Raw genomic sequence first — 21,786 nt, forward strand, 5'->3', positions numbered from 1 at the left:
GGAAGGGCCAACTGAAGAGGAATTACTGGGAGAAGTAATGAGTGAAGTATCTCTCATAACAGAAGAACCAGTTATGGAAGAAGCGCCAGTGGAAGCAGAGGAATCAGCGGAGATAGAAGAGTCAACTGAAGAAGAATTACTGGGAGAAGTAATGAGTGAAGTATCTCTCATAACAGAAGAACCAGTTATGGAAGAAGCGCCAGTGGAAGTAGAGGAATCAGCGGAGATAGAAGAGTCAACTGAAGAGGAATTACTGGAAGAAGTAATGAGTGAAGTATCTTTCATAACAGAAGAACCGGTTATGGAAGAAGCGCCAGTGGAAGCAGAGGAATCAGCGGAGATAGAAGAATCCGCTATAGAAGATAAAGATTTTGAGCTAGTGGTAGAAACATCTTCAGCAATGGAAGACTCTGATATGCAAGAAGAAATTTTAATCGTAGAAGAATCTGTTATTCAAGAGGAAACATCTGTAGCAGAGGAATTTTCAGAGATAGAAGAATTTACTGCGAAAGAAGAAACATTTGAAGCTGAAGTATCCGTGGAAACAGAAGAAGCGGTTGCCAAAGAGTTTGATGAAGTACCAGAAGCAGAAGGTTTCACTCAAGAACAAACGGCAGAATTTGTTCAAGCTGATGAGCAAACACAGCAAGCTGTACAAAGCTTTGCAAATGTACGAATAGAAGAAACGCAAGATGTAGCTAGGAAACAACCGGAAGTGAAAATGGAGCAAAAACAAAAGGTGATTGAAGAACCAAAACGTGAGAAAAAGCGTTTCGTTCCGTTTAATGTGGTGATGTTGAAACAAGATAAACGTATGTTAGAAGAAAAACGTCGTGTAGCAATGGCGGCGCAACCCGCTCATACGCAACAAGTGATTGAGCAAAAACAAAATATTGAGCCACCAGTAGAAAAGCAGCCAGTGCAAGAAGAAATGACGCACCGAGTTGTTGCAGAAACAGCGCAAGATGTTCGTAATGTTTTACAAGCGCCGCCAACATACGAGTTTCCGCCATTAACACTTTTAAATGTTCCAAGTCACCCGGCGACAAATGCCGCTGAATGGTTAGAGGAACAAAAAGAGTTGTTAAATACGACATTCCATAATTTCCATATTGGTGCAAAAGTTGTGAATGTGACGCAAGGGCCAGCTGTTACTCGGTTTGAAGTGCAGCCAGAGCCTGGTGTAAAAGTAAATAAAATTACGAACTTAAGTGATGATATTAAACTGAACTTAGCTGCTCGTGATATTCGAATTGAAGCGCCAATTCCGGGTAAAAATGCGGTTGGAATTGAAGTGCCAAATAAAGAAAGTAAAGCCGTATTCCTTCGAGAAATTTTACGAAGTCCAGTCTTTACGAAAAGTGAATCACCACTTACAGTCGCACTTGGTCTTGATATTTCAGGAACACCGATTGTTACGGATATTCGAAAAATGCCGCACGGTTTAATTGCTGGGTCGACAGGATCAGGAAAAAGCGTATGTATTAATGCAATTTTAACAAGTATTTTATATAAGGCGAAGCCACATGAAGTAAAGCTGATGTTAATTGATCCGAAGATGGTGGAACTTGCACCGTATAATTCTGTACCGCACCTTGTTACACCGGTTATTACGGATGTAAAAGCAGCAACGGCAGCCTTAAAGTGGGCAGTAGATGAAATGGAACGCCGTTATGAATTGTTTGCGCATGCAGGTGCGCGTGATTTACCACGTTACAATACAATTATGAATGAACAAGAAATTCCAGGGGAAACGTTGCCGTATATCGTCATTGTGATTGATGAGTTAGCTGATTTAATGATGGTTGCACCAGGGGATGTAGAAGAAGCGATTTGCCGCATTGCTCAAAAAGCAAGAGCTTGTGGAATTCATTTATTAGTAGCGACGCAGCGTCCATCTGTAGATGTAATTACAGGATTAATTAAATCAAATATTCCAACGCGAATTGCTTTTACAGTGTCATCGCAAGTAGACTCTCGTACAATAATTGATATTGGCGGAGCTGAGAAATTACTTGGACGCGGCGATATGTTGTTTTTAGATAATGGAACGTCAAAACCGGTTCGTGTGCAGGGGGTATACGTTTCAGATGAGGAAATTGAAAAGTCTGTTGCGCATGCGAAACGTCAAATGAAGCCAAATTATTTATTCCAGCAAGAAGACTTATTGGCAAAAACAGAACAACAAGAGTCTGAGGATGAGCTGTTTTTTGAGGCATGTCAATTTGTTGTGGAACAAGGGGGAGCGTCCACGTCTTCTGTGCAGAGAAGATTCCGTATTGGTTATAACCGTGCCGCTCGTCTTATTGAAGAAATGGAAGCGCAAGGGATTATTTCTGAAGCACGCGGAACAAAACCAAGAGATGTCCTCATTACAGAAGATGAATTTGCTGCGATGCAGGATATACATGTATAAGAAAAGGTTTTGCTGTATACTAAGAGAAAACGTTGGATAGTAAAGTAGGGAGTATAGCGACATGAAAGAAATCGAACTAAAATTACAAGGTGAAATAAAGCGACTGACAAATAAGACGTTCAAGTTTGATGAGCGCGTTGGCGAAGGATGGTTTTCAGCGGTTTATTTCTTAAAAACTCGTGATATTATTAAAGAATTTCGAGCTGGAAGCGTTGTGACAATGCAATTTTTCCAAAAGGAACATGCTGTATTATGTGGAACAGATGAAGTGCTTGCTTTATTACAAACATTTGCGGAGCATCCTGAAGAGCTTGAAATTCACTCTTTAAAAGATGGAGATAAAGTAAGTCCGTTTGAAACGGTATTAACGATTCGCGGACCGTATGAGTATTTCGGCTATTTAGAAGGTGTCATTGATGGTATTTTAGGACGCCGCACTTCTGTGGCAACAAATGTATATAACGTTGTACAAGCTGCGCGCAGCGTTCAGAAAGAGAAGCCTGTTATTTTCATGGGCGACCGTGATGATCATTATACGCAACAAGCGGGCGATGGTTATGCTGCTTATATCGGCGGCATGAGCGCACAAGCAACGCATGCAATGAATGAATGGTGGGGCAGAAGCGGAATGGGAACAATGCCTCACGCTTTAATTCAAATGTTTAATGGTGATGTTGTAGAAGCGGCAAAAGCATATCATAAAAAGTTTCCAGAAGATGAGCTAGTCGTACTAATCGATTACAATAACGATGTAATTACAGATGCACTTCGTGTTGCTCGTGAGTTCGGATCAGAACTAAAGGGAGTACGTGTAGATACATCTCGCACGATGATTGATCAATACTTCATTCGTCACCCAGAAGTACTTGGCACATTTGACCCGCGCGGTGTGAATCCATCTCTTATTTTTGCACTTCGCAAAGCATTAGATGACGAAGGATTCCAGCACGTGAATATCGTAGTAAGCGGCGGCTTTGATGAAAAACGAATTCGTGAGTTTGAAGCACAAAATGTTCCTGTTGATATTTATGGTGTCGGCAGCAGTTTATTAAAAATGAACATTGGCTTCACAGGTGATAACGTAGAATTAAACGGAAAACCAGAAGCAAAAGCAGGACGTAAATATCGTCCAAATCCGCGTTTAGAACGAGTTCAATTACAAGCAAGAGGAGACGCGGAATAAAGTGAAATTCCCATCAGCGCGGGGATTCTTCACCTCCGCCAATCTTCTTTATTTCTCTCTGAATGTTAAGGCGGGAAATAACTAATTTTAAACAGTAGAATAAACGGAAAAACTGGTAGGGAATTGACCCTATCAGTTTTTCTGTTATCATAGTATAACGGATTGTTTTTTGCTATAATAAGTTTGTTATGGACTTATACGGAAGCTTGGACGTGATTATAAGAAATCCGTGATGATTACCAAAATAAGAAGAAAATCATATACTGTCTTATAGATAGACCGTTGGAATAGTTCGAAATGTTGGAGGTTCTTTAAGATGACAGTTTACCATTTTGTAGGAATTAAAGGGACAGGGATGAGTGCTTTAGCGCAAATTTTACATGATATGAAGCACACTGTTCAAGGTTCTGATGTAGACAAACGTTTTTTTACGCAAACAGCGTTGGAAAATCGTGGGATTTCTATCCTACCTTTTGATAAGAAGAATATTGAAGAAGGACAAGTGATTATTGCAGGAAATGCATTTCCAGATACGCATGAGGAAATTGAAGCTGCAAAAGAACTAAACTTGCCTATTTATCGCTACCATCACTTTTTAGGTGATTTTATGAGCAAGTATACGAGCATTGCTGTAACTGGTGCTCACGGAAAAACATCAACGACAGGATTGTTATCTCACGTGATGCAAGGAGCGAGCCCTACATCTTGTTTAATTGGTGATGGAACAGGAATGGGAGTAGAGGATAGTAAGTATTTTGTATTTGAAGCGTGTGAATATCGCCGTCATTTCTTGTCATATCATCCAGATTACGCAATTATGACAAATATTGATTTTGATCACCCAGATTACTTTGCGGACATTAATGATGTATTTAGTGCGTTTCAAGAGATGGCGCTGCAAGTGAAGAAAGGGATTATTGCGTGCGGTGATGATGAAGAACTTCAAAAGATTCATGCGAAAGTACCAGTTATTTTCTATGGATTTGGCGAAGATAATGATTTCCAGGCACGTAACATTCAAAAACGAACAGATGGCACTGGATTTGATGTCTTTGTTCGTAATACGTATTATGGGACGTTTGACATTACAGGTTACGGCAATCATAGCGTACTAAATGCATTAGCAGTTATTGCTCTTTGTCATTATGAAAACATTGATGTCGAAGTTGTGAAACAGCAGTTAACAACATTTGGCGGCGTAAAGCGTCGTTTCAACGAAAAGGTAGTAGGTGAGCAAGTAATTATTGACGATTACGCACATCACCCAACAGAAATTACCGTGACAATTGAAGCAGCTCGTCAAAAACATCCAGAACGTGAAATCGTAGCAGTATTTCAGCCACATACATTCTCTAGAACACAAAAATTCTTAGATGAATTTGCAGAAAGCTTACGTAAGGCAGATCAAGTATATTTATGTGATATTTTCGGTTCTGCGCGTGAAAATAGAGGAGAATTAACAATTCAAGACTTGCAGCAACGCATTGATGGTGCAGAGCTGGTTACAGTTATGACGACAGAAGTATTAAAGAAACATAAAAACGGCGTACTTATTTTTATGGGCGCTGGTGATATTCAAAAGTTTGAAGCTGCTTACGTAAAAGAAGTGCAAGTAGCGGAGAAGAAATAAGAAAATGAAAAAGACGTGTAGAGATGCACGTCTTTTTTGTATGTGAAAAATAAAAATCTTTATATGTATTTTGCGTAATACGTGATTTGTAGATGAGGGAATAGTTTTATAAAATTAGGTTGCGCAGTAAGAAAAGTGGAAGGGAAGAAATGTGCAGCAAAGGCTAGTTAATTTGAAAATTGACTTCGCTTTTAAACAGTTATTATAGTTTTGATAGGTGCATGTACTTATTGAGCTCACATATGAATAATAAAAAAGGTTGTTCTAAAAATGAATTTTTTAGACAACCTTTTTTATTATTGACCTAGAGTTAACTCTAGGTTGTAAGATGAAATTGTGGAAATTAAGGGGGAGATATGATGTATACAATTGGCAAAGTCGCAGAGTTAACAGGAATGAGCATTCATACACTTCGTTATTATGAAAAGTTAGGATTAGTGTCGCCGCCAAAACGAAATCGCGGTATTCGTCAATATACAGATGGAGATGTGCAGTTTTTACAATTTCTATATTCTTTAAAACAAACGGGAATGTCATTAGAGGAAATTGCAGAGTTTGCAAGTGACGGTTGTATTTTAGAAGAAATTAAGCAAAGAAAAGAAGACGTACCTTCGAAAATAAAAAAGCGCATTTCCATTTTAAAAGGTCATTTAAAAAAGATAGAAGTTCAAAAGAAACAATTAGAACGGGTAATTCAACTTACAGAACAAAAATTAGAGATTTATCATGATTTTTTAGGAGAAAAGCACTTGGAGGACGATGATGAAAAATAAAGTGTATTTACAGTTGCTTGGATTTGCATTATTTACTGGTGGAACATTTAACGTTTCCAAATATGCAGTACAATATTTTTCAACTGCTCACATTGCTGCGTGGCGTTTCGGCATAGCGGCGTTTGTTATGTTAAGTATTTTAGTTATCAGGAAAAATTTGAAGTTGGAAGAGTGTAAACAGAATATTGGTTACTACATGTTACTTGGGATAGTTGGTGTATTTGGGTTTAATTTCTGTTTCTTTTTAGGAATGAAAAGTACAGAGGCTATAAATGGCTCACTCATTATGGCTACGAATCCACTTGTTACGACAATATTAGCGAGGCTGATTTTACAAGAAAAAATAGTGAGAAGGCAAGTAATCGGAATGGCATTTGGATTTATTGGTGTAATACTTGTTATTACACAAGGGTCATTCTCTGTTATACAGAATTTATCTTTTTCCATAGGAGATTTGTTTATTTTATTGGGTAATGTTTGCTGGGGATTATATAGTGTATTAAGTAGAAAGCTTATTAAAAGTGGAAGTCCTATGCACACAACGACATATACGATGATTGTCGGAGCAATTGCTTTTCTCTGCGTTTCTTCTTTACAGAAAAATATAGTGCCTATTATGGATATTCCTCTATTCGCCTGGCTTTCCATCTTATTTATGGCTATTGGAACAAGTGTATTCGGCTATTTATGGTGGAATAACGGGGTGGCTCAAATTGGGGCCGCAAAAACATCATTGTTCTTTAACTTAGTTCCAGTTGTAACGATGATTATTTCTTTTCTAAATGGTGTAAATATAACTTCGGCACAAGTACTCGGAATGATTTTGGTAATTAGCGGTGTTCTTCTTTCATCGGGATTTTTTACATTACGTGTTAAAAAAGTAGTATAAATCTGTAATTTTTATTAACAATTTACAAATTAAAGTGTTAGAATAATAAGAAAATAAAAAGGGGATTTAGAAATGTTTACACTAAGAGTCGATGAAGAAATCGAACTACAATTGTTAGAAAAACATCATAAAGATGGGCTGTACAAATTAGTGGACAGCAACCGAGAATATTTACGAGAATGGCTTCCGTGGGTCGATCGTACGAAAACAGCTGAAGTATACAATGAAATCTTTCCAATGTGGTTGCATCAATTCGCAGATGGAAATGGTTTTCAAACAGGTATACGGTATAAAGGAAAACTCGTTGGGATGGTTGGTATGCATCCGGTGAATTGGGGAAAGAAAGCGGCAAGTCTTGGGTATTATCTTGCGGAAGAAGCAAGTGGAAAAGGTATTATGACGCGAAGTGTAGAGATTGTACTTCGTTATGCTTTTGAAGAATTACAATTAAATAAAGTTGAAATTCACTGCGGAGCAGAAAATGTAAAGAGCCGTGCAATTCCAGAACGACTTGGTTTTCACTTAGATGGAATTATGCGTGATGGCGAATGGTTATATGATCATTTTCACGACATTGCGGTGTATAGTATGTTAGCGAGAGAATGGAAGGAAAGAAGCGTATATTAGGGCGCTTCTTTTTTTCTGAATTTACTAACAATAAATAGTATAATATGGATAAGAGGTGATGGAAATGGAATTTCACGTGAAAAAGAATCCAATTATGATACTGTTTACTGTTATTATGCTGCTACTTGTCGTAATCTCCCCTATTATATCATTCACGCTGAATGAAAAGGGATGGCTAGCAGGACTTGTGGTAGGAATATTATTTCTAGCTGTCGAGATTATTTCTATTTCTGAAATATTTGTGTTTCAACATAAAATCGTTAATGATGAGCTCGTAACAGGGCATTGGTTAACAAAGAAGAAAATTCCGCTTGTAAGTATTCGAGCAATCCGGTTTGTTGGAAGAAGTAAGAGAAATTTAGAAATTACGTACGGCAATAATTTTGAAGTACATATGATTACAATGCCAAAAGAGAAAGAAAAATTTATGGAGCTGCTTTTGCAAGGAAGTCCTTATGTGAGAATAGAAAACTAAGTAAATAAACCCCTTAAACCCCTTTCTTTTAGGTGGGCGAGAACATCTGGGCATGTATGGAAGCGGTCAGGGCCTTTTTCTGCCATGTACGACGATAAAACAAAGAGAGAAAACGAGTGCAAATCATTTTTTGTTTTAAATAACAGCAACTTATATGTTGAAAAATCAAAATGGAATTATACATAAGGAGTAGCCGATGAAAAATATAAAAGTATTATTTTGCTTTGAAATGTTAACGGTGCTCATGATTTGTGTGAGGGGCTATGTCCGCTGGGAATGGCCTTTATACATGTCGATTGGAGTAGGGATTTTAGCAATCGTACTTCTCTATTATTTTCATTATCGATATGAGAAAAGTAAAGGGAAGAAATATTTTAAGCAATAAAATATCAGTATTCATCGGAGGGGTCTCTATGAGCATTCGTTGGCATAAACCGGATTGTCGGCAAGATTACATGGTTTTTGACACGCTATGGGAGGCTGAAGAGTGGAGAGGCTCTATCAGTAACGATATGTATGCGGGAGTTTTTGATGGATATACAACTCCAGACGAGAAAGTTGCCTATGTTTTGGCTTTTCGTTTGGCAAGTGTTCAACGATTTCATGTTCATACGGATACAGTTTGGCGGGGATAAATTGATGTATGAAGTATGGGTTACTCCATCTACTTAAAATAGGGGGACAGAGATATGGAATCTGGGACGGCCTTATATAGTATTTTTTCAATATTAGGACTTGTTTTCTATGTCGCAGCAGCAGCCTTTGTAGTATGTGTTATGTTAACTGTATTAAAGAGAATGAGAGAACGAAATGAGTATTTAAAAGATATACGAGATGAGCTTAGAAAGAGGAATAATACTTCGAACTAAGTTCATTTTTCATAATTTGGAGGTTTTCACATGACTAGAATAGGAATCATTCGTCACGGGAGTACACCGTGGAATAAAGAAGGAAGAGCACAGGGGAGTTCAGATATTTCCCTTGATCAAGCTGGAATAGCAGATGCATATAAACTAGCAGAGCGTTTGCGTAAGGAGAATTGGGATTTCATATATTCTAGTGATCTATTAAGAGCAAAGCAAACTGCTGAGATTATTGGAGGGGAAATTTCGAATATCCCTCTTTATTTGGAAGCTAGACTTCGTGAAGCAGGCGGAGGGCAAATTGAAGGGACAACGGAGGAAGAGAGAATTTTAAAATGGGGAAAGAATTGGAGAGAGCTGGATTTAGGGATTGAGGGTACTGATAGTGTTATAGCGAGAGGTCTTTCGGTCATTGAAGAGATTGCATATAAACATGATAACAAGAATATATTAATTGTTAGTCATGGTGCATTTATTAAACATCTTCTAAAGAAATTGGTACCTCAATTACATATGTTAGAATCCCCGAAAAATACGTCCTTAACGAAACTTATTCAATTAGAGAATGGTTGGGATTTAGAATTATATAATTGCACCGTACATTTAAGATAGAGGAGGGCAAGCGCCCTCCTCTATCCATGTCCTTTTTCCAAATAGAGTTATACAATTTTTTTAGAGGCCTTGTTATTTGAATAGAGACGTTCCCAAAGTTCGTTCATTTTGCTTCTGCCACTATCAATCTCAGGATTGAATTGGATTGCAGCCTGTTTGCGAATTGTCCAGACATTTTGCATTGCTTGTTGTAGTTTCTGATCGATTGTGCCGAGTCCTTTTCCGGCATGTTTAGCGATAGATAATCCAGCCGTTGTCCCTTGGGCCATGGCAATTTTTCCGCTTTCGATGCCAGTAATATTACCAGCGACAAATAGCCCATCAAGAGGGGTTTCCATCGCTTCTGAATGATGAGGTACGTGGCCGCCAAGTTCAGGAATGTATTGAAACGGGCATCCGGCAACAGCAGCAAGCTCTGCTAGCGGATATAGGCCGCCTGCAATACAGACGAAATCCGCATTGTAAATTGCTTCAGATCCCCGAATAATATTGCCATTTGCATCAATATCAGCGATACGTACCCCTTCCACTTGATCCTTACCGATAATTTCAAGTGCTGCTTTCCGAAGCTGGAGAGGCGTACCATTTACTTTCATGCCGTTTTTCGGATAAAAGTTTAAGCCGATTTTTCTCATCCAGTCACTTTTCATGAAACGACTCCCGATGCGCAGCAGCGGCGATGGAGCGAGATGTGATGCATGTAAGAGTGATTTCATGACCGCTTCAGGGTCGCCAGCTTGTTTACTAAGGGCACTTTTTTCCGGAAGGACAATGCGATCAACTGTTATGCCAGCTAACTGTAATTCATTTAAAATCGCAAATGATAAAATATTCGCTCCGATAATGATTCCTTTTTGGCCGACTTGGACGCGGTGCACATTTGTCATGACTTGCGCCGCGCCGATTGACATGACACCAGGAAGGGTCCAGCCCGGCAGCGGGATAGGGTACTCCGCTGCCCCGGTAGCTACTAATACAAATGGTGCTTCTAACGTACCCACACTTGTATGCACATTCCATAGGTTGTCTTCTTTGGTTAAGTTATAAACGGATACGCCGCAACGAATATCGACCGCTAACTGCTGTGCTTTTTGATAAAGGCGTTTCGATTCTTCAATTCCATTCCACCACTCACCAGAAGGCTCTTGATGAAGTTGTCCGAGTAATCTGCCGCCTGGCTTTATAAATTCATCAATAACGGTCACTTTGAGACCAAATTCCGCCGCAGTAATAGCTCCTGCTAATCCGGCTGGACCTGCTCCAATTACAATTACATCAATCATCGCTTTTCCACCATCCTTCTTACAATATTCGGATGCTGTTTCCCGCTTTCAACGACCATATCTTGCTGGGCGACTGTTAAGCAAGCTCTTACATTTGGTTGCTGATTGACAGTTACACGGCACTCTAAGCAGTGGCCGATGTTGCAATAAATTCCTCTAGGTGTCCCGCTATCTTCGTGAACGCGTAGTGTTCTTACTTCATTTGCTAATAGAGCAGCGGCAATTGTTTCATTTTCATACGCTTCGTATTCAACTCCATCAAATTGAAAAGAAATACGTTCTCTATCATCTAAATTCCCTAAAATGGGATGATTCATAATTCTAGTCATTGTTTTTCACCTACTGTTCCAAATGTCACCGGCCGAACTGGGGGCTGGTATTTTAACGGAATTTCACTAGGTGACACATTTGGGATGACGCTTTCGATAATGCTATCTAATGTTAGGCGGCACGTACGGCCGCCGCAAAAGCCCATTCCTGCTCGTGTTCTTAATTTTAATTCTCTTGCTGTGCATTGATGTTGATTTGCTGTTTTACGAAGTTGTCCGTAAGTAACTTCTTCACACCGGCAAATTACAATGCTATCTTTGTTCCCCATTTGAATTCCTCCTCCATTGTCGTTCATAAAAATACTATGCAAAAAATGTGCCAATCTAGAGGAGGAAGAGGGTTAATTTAAGCCAAGCCGCTTTAATCGATTATATAAAGTGGCTCTTGTGATACCAAGCTGTTTTGCACACTCTAATTTATTTCCATCTAATAGATGTAACGCTCTTTCAATTACTTTTTTCTCGTGCTGATTCATTTCTTCTTGCAATGGTAAGATGGTGCAATCATTTTCTAGAAGTATATGAGATGCAGTCTTTAGTGTGTCTTCAAATCTAATACTTTTTGTATGGAAGGGTAAATACTCTCTTTTTATTACACCATCTGTTGCAAATACGATAAGCCGCTCTATGCTATTACGCAGTTCGCGAATATTACCGGGCCAATTATAACAAAGCAGTTCATGCATGACTTCTGGCGGGAATTCATGAATTGGCCGCTGATAACTCAAAGAAAAATCATGTAAAAAATAATGAGTTAATTCAATAATATCTTCTTGCCGCTCTCTTAAAGGAGGGATATGCAAACTAACTACATTTAGCCGGTAATATAAATCTTCACGGAACAGTCCTTGTTTCATTAATTCTTGTAAATCACGATTTGTGGCAGCGATGATACGGAAATCGATGTTGATTTCTTTTTCTCCGCCGACCCGGTAATATTTCCGCTCCTGCAGCACGCGTAGAAGCTTTACTTGCATTTCGAGCGGTATTTCACCTATTTCATCAAGAAATAATGTCCCTCCTTTTGCTAGTTCTATTTTTCCTTTTTTTCCTTTACTGTCAGCACCGGAGAAGGCGCCCCGTTCATATCCGAATAACTCACTTTCAAATAAAGATGCTGGTATCGCACCGCAGTTAATCGAAATAAAAGGTGCTTTCGGTTCCTCGCTCGCTTCATGGATTGCTTTGGCAAACACCTCTTTTCCGACACCGCTTTCGCCCAATATAAGAACAGTGGATTTCACAGAACATACTCTTCTAGCTAAATCCACTGTTCTTTGCAGAGCGGCACTTTTTCCTTTAATGGAATAAAAGGGATCAGATGAATCCTTGTATTTTGCTACTTCTTGTTCTAAACGGTGTACTTCATTGGACATATTAAATAATTTTTCATTCAGTACAACTTGATTTGTAATATCCGTTTCAGAAACGACTGCACCGATAATCTGATCGTTAAAATAAACGGGGTTAGAGTTAATTAAGACAAATAAATCAGACTGAGGCTGATGGTGCTGTCCTACAATCCTTTTCCCTTTATGTAGAGATTGTAAGATTTCTAGATTTTTATAGTCAAAGAAATCGGTAATTGGTCGGCCAATTATATCTTGCCGTTTGACTGAGAATATTTTTTCAGCTCCTTCTGTCCATGTACGAACACGCTCCTTATCATCAATGACCGTGACGGAAGAATCCGTCGTTTGAATGACGGTTTCATAAAATGCCTTTAATTGATTGTAAGAGTTATGAAGAAAATGAATGATTTGTGCTGCTGTGATACATCCTAATGGATTTTTGCTTGTATCAAGAATAATAGCTGTGGAATGATGACGAAATGCCTGAAGTAAGGTGAATAATGAATCGTCCTCGTATACGACCTTGCATGGAAGTTCAGGCGCTTTTGGTGTTGAACGATAATAAAATCCCCCGTTTTTCTGTTCGATCTGCTGTGTATCGAACGGTGTATCTATTAGAAGTTGTTTTATTATTTCCTTTATTGACGGCAATGAAAACATAATGATCCCCCTTCCGCACTGTAAAAAAATATTAACACTGTAAAGGGAATTATACACTTATTTACAAAAAATTTAAAATATTTTGTAATAAGGTAAGGTTTTCATCAGCAAGGAAAGAAATAATGATCCATTTTGCAAGTTTCACATTAATTGGCACACGAATTGCATTTTAGGTAATGAGGCCATTTCATCGAGAGGAGGAATGCCATGTGAAACATTGTGACGTGTTAGTCATTGGCGGAGGAATTATTGGCTGTTCGATTGCTTATTATGTATCTAAATACGGAAGAGACGTAACGATAATTGAAAAAGGAGAATTTGTTAGTGGCACGTCTTCACGATGTGACGGCAATATTTTGGCGATTGATAAAGATCCAGGTTTCGATAGTCAGATGTCGTTGTTTAGTCAAAATTTAGTGGATGAATTAAGTAAAGAGTTAGAGCATTCATTTGAATATCGTGCTCCGGGAAGTATTCTTGTTTGTGAAACAGATGAGGAGATGGAAGCGGCACAAAAATGGGTAGATCGTCAAAAAGCCGCTGGTTTACCATTTCGAATGCTGGACCGGCAGGATATTCGGCATGAGTCTCCCTTTTTTGCAGATGATTTATTAGGGGGGCTAGAATGTGCCACTGATTCCACGGTCAACCCTTATCTCCTAGCTTTTTCACTTCTGGAAGAAGCAAAAAAACTAGGGGCCAAAGCTTTCAAACATACAGAAGTGAAACAAATGAAAAAAGAAGAAAGTGGTTCATTTGTTGTAGAAACGACAAATGGAATTTTTACTGCGGATCATGTCGTCAATGCGGCTGGAGTATGGGCACCTAGAATAGGCAAGATGCTTGATCTTTCCATACCGATTGAACCGAGAAAAGGGCATATTATCGTTGCTTCGAGGCAGCAGCATGTAGGATCTCGAAAAGTAATGGAGTTTGGCTACCTAATTTCTAAGTTTGGTGGAAAGCGCGTTGTTGATCCACTAACTGAAAAATACGGAGTCGCTCTTGTCTTTGAACCAACGGAAAGTCAAAACTTTTTAATTGGAAGCAGCAGAGAATTTGTTGGCTTTCATACGGCAGTAAACAATGAAGTCATTAAATGTATCGCTAACCGAGCAATCCGGTTTTATCCGAAAATGGCGGATATGATGGTAATTCGTTCGTATGCAGGATTACGTCCATGGACGGAAGATCATTTGCCAATCGTTTCACGCGTGGATACAATTCCAAATTATTATATTGCGGCGGGACATGAAGGGGACGGCATTAGCCTCGCAGCAGTAACAGGGAAAATAGTAGAAGAACTCATTAACGAAAAAGAAACGTCTATTCCCGTTGATCCGCTTAGCTTTAACCGATTTACAGAAAGGATGTTGAGTAGATGAGGGCACAAAGAGTCTTTACAACAATTGATACACATACAGGCGGGAATCCAACGAGAACACTAATTAGCGGGCTTCCAAAATTAGTTGGAGAAACAATGTCAGAAAAAATGCTCCATATGAAAAAGGAATATGATTGGATTCGTAAATTGTTAATGAATGAACCACGCGGTCATGATGTTATGTCTGGTGCTTTATTAACGGATCCTTGCCATCCAGAGGCTGATATTGGCGTGATTTACATAGAGACGGGTGGATATTTACCGATGTGTGGACATGACACGATTGGTGTGTGTACGGCTCTAGTTGAGTCTGGGTTAATTCCCATTCAAGAGCCTGTTACTTCCTTAAAGTTGGATACGCCTGCTGGACTCGTCGAAGTGGATATTTCAATAGAAAATGGAAAAGCAAAAGAAGTGTCTTTTTGTAATATCCCAGCGTTTCTTTTAAAAAGCATTTCCGTTGATGTTGAGGGAATTGGGCGTATAGATGCCGATATTGCCTACGGAGGGAATTTTTACGCAATCATTGATGCGAAATCGGTTGGATTGGAGTTAATTCCAGAGAATGCTTCTCACATAATTGAAACAGCAATTAACATTAGAAACATCATTAATGAAAAAGTTGAAATCGTTCATCCGCAATATGCGTTTATTAAAGGGTTAACTCATGTTGAGTTTTTTACTGAACCAACTCATGAGGAAGCAGATGTGAAAAACACAGTGATTGTTCCTCCAGGAGGAATCGATCGTTCTCCATGTGGAACGGGTACCTCTGCGAAATTAGCTGTCCTATATGCGAATCAAGAAATTTCAATTGACGAAGAATTTGTGCATGAAAGCATTGTCGGTTCTTTATTTAGAGGACGCGTATTGGAAACGACAGATGTGGAAGGGGTTGAGGCTGTTGTAACTCAAATTACAGGATCCGCTTGGTTAATGGGGATGCACCGATTCTTCTACAATGAGGAAGATCCACTTAAAGAAGGCTTTCTGCTCATTCCGCCAATGGAACATGAAATGGAGGACGTGAAATGAAAATTCAGAAGACGTATTCAACGACAGATGTGCACGTAGCTGGGGAAGCATTTCGTGTTATTAAAGATGTGCCATTCATTCATTATCAAAATTTGGAGCAGTTAAATGAGCAGTTTATGCATGTATTTGCAGATGACATCTACCTTTTATTAAACGAACCGCGCGGGTTTGCTGGGTTGAATGGTTGTCTTGTTGTTCCGACGATTAACGAACAAGTAGATGCCGCAGTATTATTTTTAAATCATGAAGGAACGGTTCCAATTCATTACGGCGGCATTGTTGCTGTAATTACAACTTTACTGGAATGCGGTCATCTACAGCCGAGAGCATCAAATGAATATAAAATCGAAACGCTCAGAGGTGTGATTTCAGTTACCGCTATGATGGAGAATGATGAAGTAGTTTCGGTGATGATAGAAAGTGAACCGTGTCAAGTAGTAGAAACAAACATTTCTCATTCGAATATCAATACACAGTTCTCCCTCGTGCAAGCCGATCAATTATATGCAGTGTTTGAGAAAGGTGATATTGCCGCAGAAATTTGTGTTGAGGAACTGTCTGAATTGAAGAGATGGGGACAAACGATGCATCAGGCTCTTGAGTCGAAATTTCCAGTAAGAGGTATCATTTTAATGGATGATTCACATTTAAAAGAGGGCCGAATTAAAACAATCACGTTTCGTGAAGACCAGTATATCGTTCGCTCTCCCGGCTTTGAATCGACAAAGGCGTGTTATACAAGTTTACTTGCTAAAGGGAGATTGGATATGGAACCGCCATTTGTAAATGAAAGTATTTTCGGTAGCACTTTGACCGTACAAGTAGCCAAACAAACAGAGAATGGATACAAATTCACTTTAAAAAGCCGCGGTTTTATTACTGGAATGCAGATGTTTGTATTAGATCCGACAGACCCGTTACCTGCTGGCTTTTTACTAAAATAATGGAAATGTAACAATGTACCTCTATACGAGATTTATAGATTAATAAAAACGATTGTCTATATAAATACAAATTGCCCCCCTTTTTTTAGGGGAGGTGAGAGCATCTGGCCATGCATAGCAGCGGTCAGGGCCTGTTTCTGCCACATGCAAGGTTTAAAACAAAGAGAGAAAGCAAGTAGCCGTCATGCTTTGTTTTGCACAACTGCGGCTTGTATGTTGAACAATCAAAATGGATTTATATAGTAAAAAAATATTAAGGGGGAAATAGAAATGACAACAATTAGAGGAGCTTATCCAGTGTTAATTACTCCAATGAATGAGGCGCAGGAGATTGATTGGGGCGGTGTGAAAAATAATGTGAACTACTTCGTAGAGCAAGGCGTTGCAGGTATTGTGATTAACGGAAGTACTGGAGAGTTTGTAAGTTTATCAAAAGAAGAAAAGTTCCAAATGGTTGAAACTGTATTGAAAGAAGTAAACGGCCGCATTCCGGTTATTGTAGGCACAGCAGCTGAAACAACAAAAGAAACGATTGAATATACGAAACAGGCGGAGGCACATGGTGCAGATTGTGCACTCATTATTAATTCTTATTACTGCAAACCGAAAGAAGAAGAGATTTATTTCCACTTTAAAAAAGTATCAAATGCAGTGAATGTACCGATTATGTTGTACAACAATCCGTTTACATCTGGCGTTGATATGAGTACAGAGTTGATGCTGAAAATCGGAAAAGAATGTGAAAGGGTTACTCACATTAAAGAATCAAGTGGAGATATCCGCAAAGCAAGAGACCTTGTTAGACAAGGCAAAGGGGATATTGAAATTTTCTGCGGTTCAGAAGATTTAGTTATGGAGTCTTATTTAGTCGGGGCAACGGGCTGGATTTCTGTTGCAGGGAATATTGTGCCAAAGCTTGTTACGCAAATGTTTAATCATTTCCAAAAGGGTGAGTTAAAAGAAGCTTGGGAAATCAATGATCGTATTTTACCGCTTTGTACATTCCTTGAGGGGTCAGGAAAATACGTGCAAATTGTGAAACGTTCGATGGAATTAAATGGGCAGGCAGGAGGACCCTCTCGTTATCCTCGTTTAGGATTGACACCTGAGGAAGATCAAAAACTTAAGGATATTTTATCAAGTTTAACGGCTGCTTCACGTGTGTAAAATGAAAAATCCATCAGTAAGGGGGTTCTTCCCCCCTGCTGATAGTTAGTTGAACGAATCGACCTTCTTAGGATTTGGTAGGGTTTTACTGACCGTAAATAGCGGGATATAAAATGTAAAGGGGAGAGGAATATGTTAACTGCACAGATAGAATTAAAGCCGAGGGTGAAAGCTTTTTTAGAAGGAAATATTGAGCTCTTTATCGATGGGAAATTTGTATCAGCTCTAAGCGGCAAAAAGTTTGAAACTTATAATCCGGCAACAGAAGAAGTACTTGCTTTCGTAAGTGAAGCCGGGGAAGATGATGTTGATTTAGCGGTAAAGGCTGCACGCCGGGCATTTGAAAAAGGGCCGTGGCCTGAACTTAGTGCGGCTGAAAGAGCGCATTTAATTTACAAGCTGGCTGATTTAATTGACGAACATAAAGAAGAACTAGCTCAATTGGAAGCGCTGGATAATGGAAAACCATATCAAGTAGCGCTAGAGGATGATATTCCGGCAACGGTAGAGCATTACCGTTATTACGCTGGCTGGGCAACGAAAATACTTGGTCAAACAACCCCGATCTCAAAGGACTATTTAAACTATACACGTCATGAACCGATTGGTGTTGTCGGCCAAATTATTCCATGGAACTATCCGTTAGTGATGGCTGCGTGGAAAATGGGAGCAGCACTTGCGACAGGATGTACAATCGTCTTAAAACCTGCTGAGCAAACGCCGTTATCTCTATTATATACAGCACAGCTTTTTAAAGAAGCTGGCTTCCCAGATGGCGTCGTGAATTTCGTCCCTGGATTTGGTCAAACAGCAGGAGCAGCGATTGTCAATCATCATGATATTGAAAAAGTGGCTTTTACAGGTTCGACTGATACTGGCAAGTATATTATGCGCCAAGCAGCTGAAACGATCAAACATGTGACATTAGAGCTTGGAGGAAAATCACCAAATATTATTTTAGAAGATGCAAATATAGGTGAGGCAATTACTGGTGCTTTTAACGGTATTATGTACAACCATGGTCAAAACTGCAGTGCAGGATCTCGCGTGTTCGTTCATAGAAAACATTACGAAACAGTGGTGGAAGAATTAGCGAAACGCGCGAACAATGTAAAACTTGGTGCAGGAATGGAAAAAGGTACTGAAATGGGACCGCTTGTTTCGAAAAAGCAACAAGAGCGTGTGTTACGTTATATCGAAAAAGGAAAAGAAGAAGGGGCAAGAATTGCAGCTGGTGGTGAGAAAGTGTTTGAAAAAGGATACTTCGTTCAGCCAACTATTTTTGCTGATGTTACAGATGAGATGACAATCGCAAAAGAAGAAATATTTGGTCCAGTAGTCGCAGTTCTGCCATTCGATACGGTTGAAGAAGTGATTGAAAGAGCGAATAACACTCCATTTGGACTCGCTGCAGGTGTATGGACAGAAAATATTAAAACTGCACATCAAGTGGCGAATCGCTTAAAAGCTGGCACAGTATGGATTAATGACTACAACTTAGAAGACGCTGCAGCGCCGTTCGGTGGCTATAAACAATCAGGTATTGGCCGCGAAATGGGATCTTATGCACTCGACAACTATACAGAAGTAAAGAGCATTTGGGTGAACTTGAAATAAAGTGAAACTTCCATCAGTGGGGCTTACTGCCCGTTAATGCGGGATAAAAATTGAAAATAGACATAAAAAAACCTTTCTTTTTAGGTGGGCAAGAGCATCTGGCCATGCATAGAAGCGGTCAGGTCCTTTTCCTGCCACATGCAAAATTTAAAACAAAGGGAGAAAGCAAGTAGCGGGCATGTTTTATTCTGCATAGCGGTGGCTTATATGTCGAATAAAATTAAAATGCATTTATCTGTAGATGCTAATTGAAAAACTGAAAAAAATCTTTCTTTGTCATGTGGAAGAGAGTATCTGGCCGCGCGTAGAAGCGGTCAGGTCCTTTTTCCTGCCACATGCGAAATTTAAAACAAAGGGAGAAAGCGAGTAGCGGGCATGTTGTGTTCTGCATAGCAGTGATTTATATGTTGAGAAAATTAAAATACATTTATATATTTAGAGGGTATTCTATCTACTAAACGTTAAGGGGAATTTATATTGTCCTTCTAGAAAATTATGAAATAATGGCAATAGTCTCTCTTTAAAATACTGAAAATTAAGAAAATGACACAAGAGAGGAGAGGTTAGGGTATGTCTAACAAAGGCAAGTTTAAAAGAGAAATATCACTACTGGATTTAGCCTTTATCGGTTTTGGCTCTATGTTTGGATCAGGCTGGTTGTTTGCTGCTAGCCATGTTGCAGGAATAGCAGGTCCGGCTGGAATTATTTCATGGGTCATTGGTGGAATCGCTATTTTGTTATTAGGACTTGTATATTGTGAACTTGGGGCATCACTTCCGCGAGCTGGAGGAATTGTTCGTTATCCTGCATATTCTCATGGTCCGATACTCGGATATTTATTAGGATTCATTACTCTTATTGCATTTTCAAGTTTAATTGCAATTGAAGTAGAAGCGGCTAGGCAATATGCTGCAGCTTGGTGGCCAAGTCTGACTCAAGAAAATTCTACTTTGCCGACTGTAAGCGGCTGGTTTATGCAATTTGGACTGCTCGTCATTTTCTTTTTATTAAATTATTGGAGTGTAAAAACATTTGCGAAATCGAATTTAATCATAACCATCTTTAAATTTTTTGTACCAGCATTAACAATTATTGTATTGTTAATATATTTACATGGCGATAATTTTTCAAGTGCTGGTTTCGCACCGTTTGGATTTTCTGGTGTACAAGCAGCTATTTCTGCAGGCGGTGTTATTTTTGCTTATTTAGGACTGACACCTATTGTATCAGTTGCAAGTGAAGTGAAAAAACCGCAAAAAACAATACCGATTGCTCTTCTTTTGTCTGTGATCTCTTCAACAATTATTTACGTTCTTTTGCAAGTTGCTTTTATTGGCAGCATTCCAATTGAAATGCTTAGCCAAGGCTGGGCAGGAATTAGTAAAGAATTTAGTTTACCATTTAAAGATATTTCTGTTCTCTTAGGACTGAGTTGGATGGTCTATTTTATCGTTTCCGATGCCATTATATCACCGAGCGGAACGGGAAATATTTATATGTCTGCTACTCCTCGCGTTGTATATGGCTGGGCTCAAAGCGGAACTTTATTTAAAGTATTTTCTAAAGTTGATGCCAAATCAGGGATACCAAGACCTGCACTTTGGCTTACATTTGTCCTTTCTGTTTTCTGGACATTGCCATTTCCTTCATGGGAAGCATTAATTAATGTTGTTTCTGCAGCGCTTGTATTAAGTTATGCTCTCGCGCCGATTACAACGGCGGCGCTTAGAAAACGGGCTCCTGAACTAAATCGTCCATTTTTAGTAAAAGGAATGTCAATCATTGGGCCTCTTTCATTTATCATTGCCTCATTAATCGTGTACTGGTCTGGTTGGCAAACACTTTCTTGGTTATTATCTTCACAAGTTATCATGTTTGTCATCTATCTATGTTGCAAAAAATGGGCACCAACTTCACAAGTATCTTTTGCCCAGCAAATCAAATCATCGTTATGGCTCGTTTTTTACTACATTGCCATAATGGTAGTGTCGTACTTCGGTATGTTTGGCGGGGGAAAGGGGTATTTAACCTATTCAACAGATTTGCTAGCTGTTAGTATTGTTTCTTTGGTTAGCTATTACTGGGCGATTCATACGGCTTTACCAGTTGTCGATTTGGATGATGAAGATGAAGTGGAGAGCTCTGATTATGTACAGGTAGAGAATGCGCCGGTTAGTAAATGATATTTGTATAAGAACAAATTGAAAAAACGATCTAAAAACCTTTTTCTCTTTAGGTTGGCGAGAGCATCTGGCCATGCATAGCAACGATCAGGGCCTTTTTCTGCCACATGCTAGGGTTAAACAGAGGGAGAGTGCAGATCATTTCTTTTCAGTATAACAATGACTTGGATGTTGATAAATCAAATGGGTTTATGAGGTTCTAGTTCGAAAAATAAAAACAAAGAAAAGGAAGAAGCAATGGTTTTATCAAGACCTAAATTGTAAAAAGTCATAAAAAATAAAGGGCTATACATATTAGTCATGTCTAATATGTATAGCCCTTTTACTTCATGTTCAACAATCGCACTCTTTTCTGGAACAACA

22 protein-coding genes are annotated in these 21,786 nt (G+C 39.1%); 17 read left to right on the forward strand and 5 right to left on the reverse strand.

All coding sequences use genetic code 11. The features are described 5' to 3' along the window. The 11 genes from ACIGHG_RS15445 to ACIGHG_RS15495 form a co-directional block, all read left to right on the forward strand. Positions 1-2,416 (forward strand): DNA translocase FtsK (locus ACIGHG_RS15445; RefSeq protein ID WP_396549253.1); only part of this gene is annotated, 2,416 nt, incomplete at its 5' end. Positions 2,417-2,477: 61 nt separating this feature from the next. Further along, positions 2,478-3,599 (forward strand): nicotinate phosphoribosyltransferase, encoded by a 1,122-nt coding sequence (locus ACIGHG_RS15450; protein ID WP_090920548.1) that lies wholly within the window; start codon positions 2,478-2,480, stop codon positions 3,597-3,599. 316 nt (positions 3,600-3,915) lie between these two features. Then, the gene (murC, locus tag ACIGHG_RS15455) at positions 3,916-5,229 is read left to right on the forward strand and encodes a UDP-N-acetylmuramate--L-alanine ligase (RefSeq protein WP_336470930.1); all 1,314 of its coding nucleotides are present in this window, start codon (positions 3,916-3,918) and stop codon (positions 5,227-5,229) included. Between the two features lie 359 nt (positions 5,230-5,588). Beyond that, the gene (locus ACIGHG_RS15460) at positions 5,589-6,002 is read left to right on the forward strand and encodes a MerR family transcriptional regulator (protein ID WP_396549281.1); all 414 of its coding nucleotides are present in this window, start codon (positions 5,589-5,591) and stop codon (positions 6,000-6,002) included. Further along, positions 5,992-6,891: a DMT family transporter gene (locus tag ACIGHG_RS15465; protein WP_396549283.1), complete on the forward strand. Its 900-nt coding sequence runs from the start codon at positions 5,992-5,994 to the stop codon at positions 6,889-6,891. Before ACIGHG_RS15460 ends, ACIGHG_RS15465 begins: the two co-directional genes overlap by 11 nt. A gap of 72 nt (positions 6,892-6,963) precedes the next feature. After that, positions 6,964-7,518 (forward strand): GNAT family N-acetyltransferase, encoded by a 555-nt coding sequence (locus ACIGHG_RS15470; RefSeq protein WP_396549256.1) that lies wholly within the window; start codon positions 6,964-6,966, stop codon positions 7,516-7,518. A 64-nt stretch (positions 7,519-7,582) separates the two neighbouring features. Further along, complete coding sequence (locus ACIGHG_RS15475; protein WP_396549258.1) at positions 7,583-7,993, forward strand: PH domain-containing protein; 411 nt, start codon at positions 7,583-7,585, stop codon at positions 7,991-7,993. 196 nt (positions 7,994-8,189) lie between these two features. Continuing rightward, positions 8,190-8,378, forward strand: coding sequence for a hypothetical protein (locus tag ACIGHG_RS15480; RefSeq protein ID WP_396549260.1), 189 nt, complete (start codon positions 8,190-8,192; stop codon positions 8,376-8,378). Between the two features lie 28 nt (positions 8,379-8,406). Further along, a complete protein-coding gene (locus tag ACIGHG_RS15485; protein WP_396549261.1) occupies positions 8,407-8,628 on the forward strand; it encodes a hypothetical protein in 222 nt (73 codons plus the stop codon). Between the two features lie 54 nt (positions 8,629-8,682). Next, the gene (locus ACIGHG_RS15490; protein WP_336470934.1) at positions 8,683-8,862 is read left to right on the forward strand and encodes a hypothetical protein; all 180 of its coding nucleotides are present in this window, start codon (positions 8,683-8,685) and stop codon (positions 8,860-8,862) included. A 30-nt stretch (positions 8,863-8,892) separates the two neighbouring features. Beyond that, positions 8,893-9,468, forward strand: a complete 576-nt coding sequence (locus ACIGHG_RS15495) for a histidine phosphatase family protein (RefSeq protein WP_396549263.1) — start codon at positions 8,893-8,895, stop codon at positions 9,466-9,468. A 47-nt stretch (positions 9,469-9,515) separates the two neighbouring features. Here ACIGHG_RS15495 and ACIGHG_RS15500 read toward each other — a convergent pair whose 3' ends face one another. From ACIGHG_RS15500 to ACIGHG_RS15515, 4 genes are all read right to left on the reverse strand, one after another. Beyond that, positions 9,516-10,751 carry an NAD(P)/FAD-dependent oxidoreductase gene (locus ACIGHG_RS15500; RefSeq protein ID WP_396549265.1) on the reverse strand — a complete coding sequence of 412 codons (1,236 nt, stop codon included), beginning with the start codon at positions 10,749-10,751 and terminating at the stop codon, positions 9,516-9,518. Continuing rightward, positions 10,748-11,080 carry a (2Fe-2S)-binding protein gene (locus tag ACIGHG_RS15505; protein WP_090919941.1) on the reverse strand — a complete coding sequence of 111 codons (333 nt, stop codon included), beginning with the start codon at positions 11,078-11,080 and terminating at the stop codon, positions 10,748-10,750. The genes ACIGHG_RS15500 and ACIGHG_RS15505 overlap by 4 nt, the downstream gene beginning before the upstream one ends. Continuing rightward, the gene (locus ACIGHG_RS15510; RefSeq protein WP_090919944.1) at positions 11,077-11,349 is read right to left on the reverse strand and encodes a (2Fe-2S)-binding protein; all 273 of its coding nucleotides are present in this window, start codon (positions 11,347-11,349) and stop codon (positions 11,077-11,079) included. The genes ACIGHG_RS15505 and ACIGHG_RS15510 overlap by 4 nt, the downstream gene beginning before the upstream one ends. Positions 11,350-11,421: 72 nt before the next feature. After that, positions 11,422-13,095: a sigma-54 interaction domain-containing protein gene (locus ACIGHG_RS15515; RefSeq protein ID WP_396549284.1), complete on the reverse strand. Its 1,674-nt coding sequence runs from the start codon at positions 13,093-13,095 to the stop codon at positions 11,422-11,424. A 206-nt stretch (positions 13,096-13,301) separates the two neighbouring features. On the opposite strand from ACIGHG_RS15515, the gene ACIGHG_RS15520 reads away from it, so the two are divergent. From ACIGHG_RS15520 to ACIGHG_RS15545, 6 genes are all read left to right on the forward strand, one after another. Then, on the forward strand, positions 13,302-14,477 hold the full coding sequence (locus ACIGHG_RS15520; RefSeq protein WP_396549267.1) for an NAD(P)/FAD-dependent oxidoreductase: 1,176 nt from the start codon (positions 13,302-13,304) through the stop codon (positions 14,475-14,477). After that, positions 14,474-15,511 carry a proline racemase family protein gene (locus ACIGHG_RS15525; RefSeq protein WP_396549269.1) on the forward strand — a complete coding sequence of 346 codons (1,038 nt, stop codon included), beginning with the start codon at positions 14,474-14,476 and terminating at the stop codon, positions 15,509-15,511. The genes ACIGHG_RS15520 and ACIGHG_RS15525 overlap by 4 nt, the downstream gene beginning before the upstream one ends. Beyond that, positions 15,508-16,455, forward strand: coding sequence for a proline racemase family protein (locus ACIGHG_RS15530; protein ID WP_396549270.1), 948 nt, complete (start codon positions 15,508-15,510; stop codon positions 16,453-16,455). The genes ACIGHG_RS15525 and ACIGHG_RS15530 overlap by 4 nt, the downstream gene beginning before the upstream one ends. 270 nt (positions 16,456-16,725) lie before the next feature. Next, positions 16,726-17,622 (forward strand): 4-hydroxy-tetrahydrodipicolinate synthase, encoded by an 897-nt coding sequence (gene dapA / locus ACIGHG_RS15535; protein ID WP_396549272.1) that lies wholly within the window; start codon positions 16,726-16,728, stop codon positions 17,620-17,622. Between the two features lie 132 nt (positions 17,623-17,754). Continuing rightward, positions 17,755-19,239: an aldehyde dehydrogenase family protein gene (locus ACIGHG_RS15540; RefSeq protein WP_336470941.1), complete on the forward strand. Its 1,485-nt coding sequence runs from the start codon at positions 17,755-17,757 to the stop codon at positions 19,237-19,239. Positions 19,240-19,809: 570 nt separating this feature from the next. Continuing rightward, a complete protein-coding gene (locus ACIGHG_RS15545; protein WP_396549274.1) occupies positions 19,810-21,423 on the forward strand; it encodes an APC family permease in 1,614 nt (537 codons plus the stop codon). Between the two features lie 179 nt (positions 21,424-21,602). Here the strand turns inward: ACIGHG_RS15545 and ACIGHG_RS15550 are convergent. Continuing rightward, a partial coding sequence (locus ACIGHG_RS15550; RefSeq protein ID WP_396549276.1) for a hypothetical protein occupies positions 21,603-21,786 on the reverse strand: 184 nt, incomplete at its 5' end.

Origin of the sequence: Bacillus sp. NPDC077411, from assembly GCF_044543425.1 — a bacterium.
Lineage (GTDB): Bacteria > Bacillota > Bacilli > Bacillales > Bacillaceae_G > Bacillus_A > Bacillus_A bruguierae.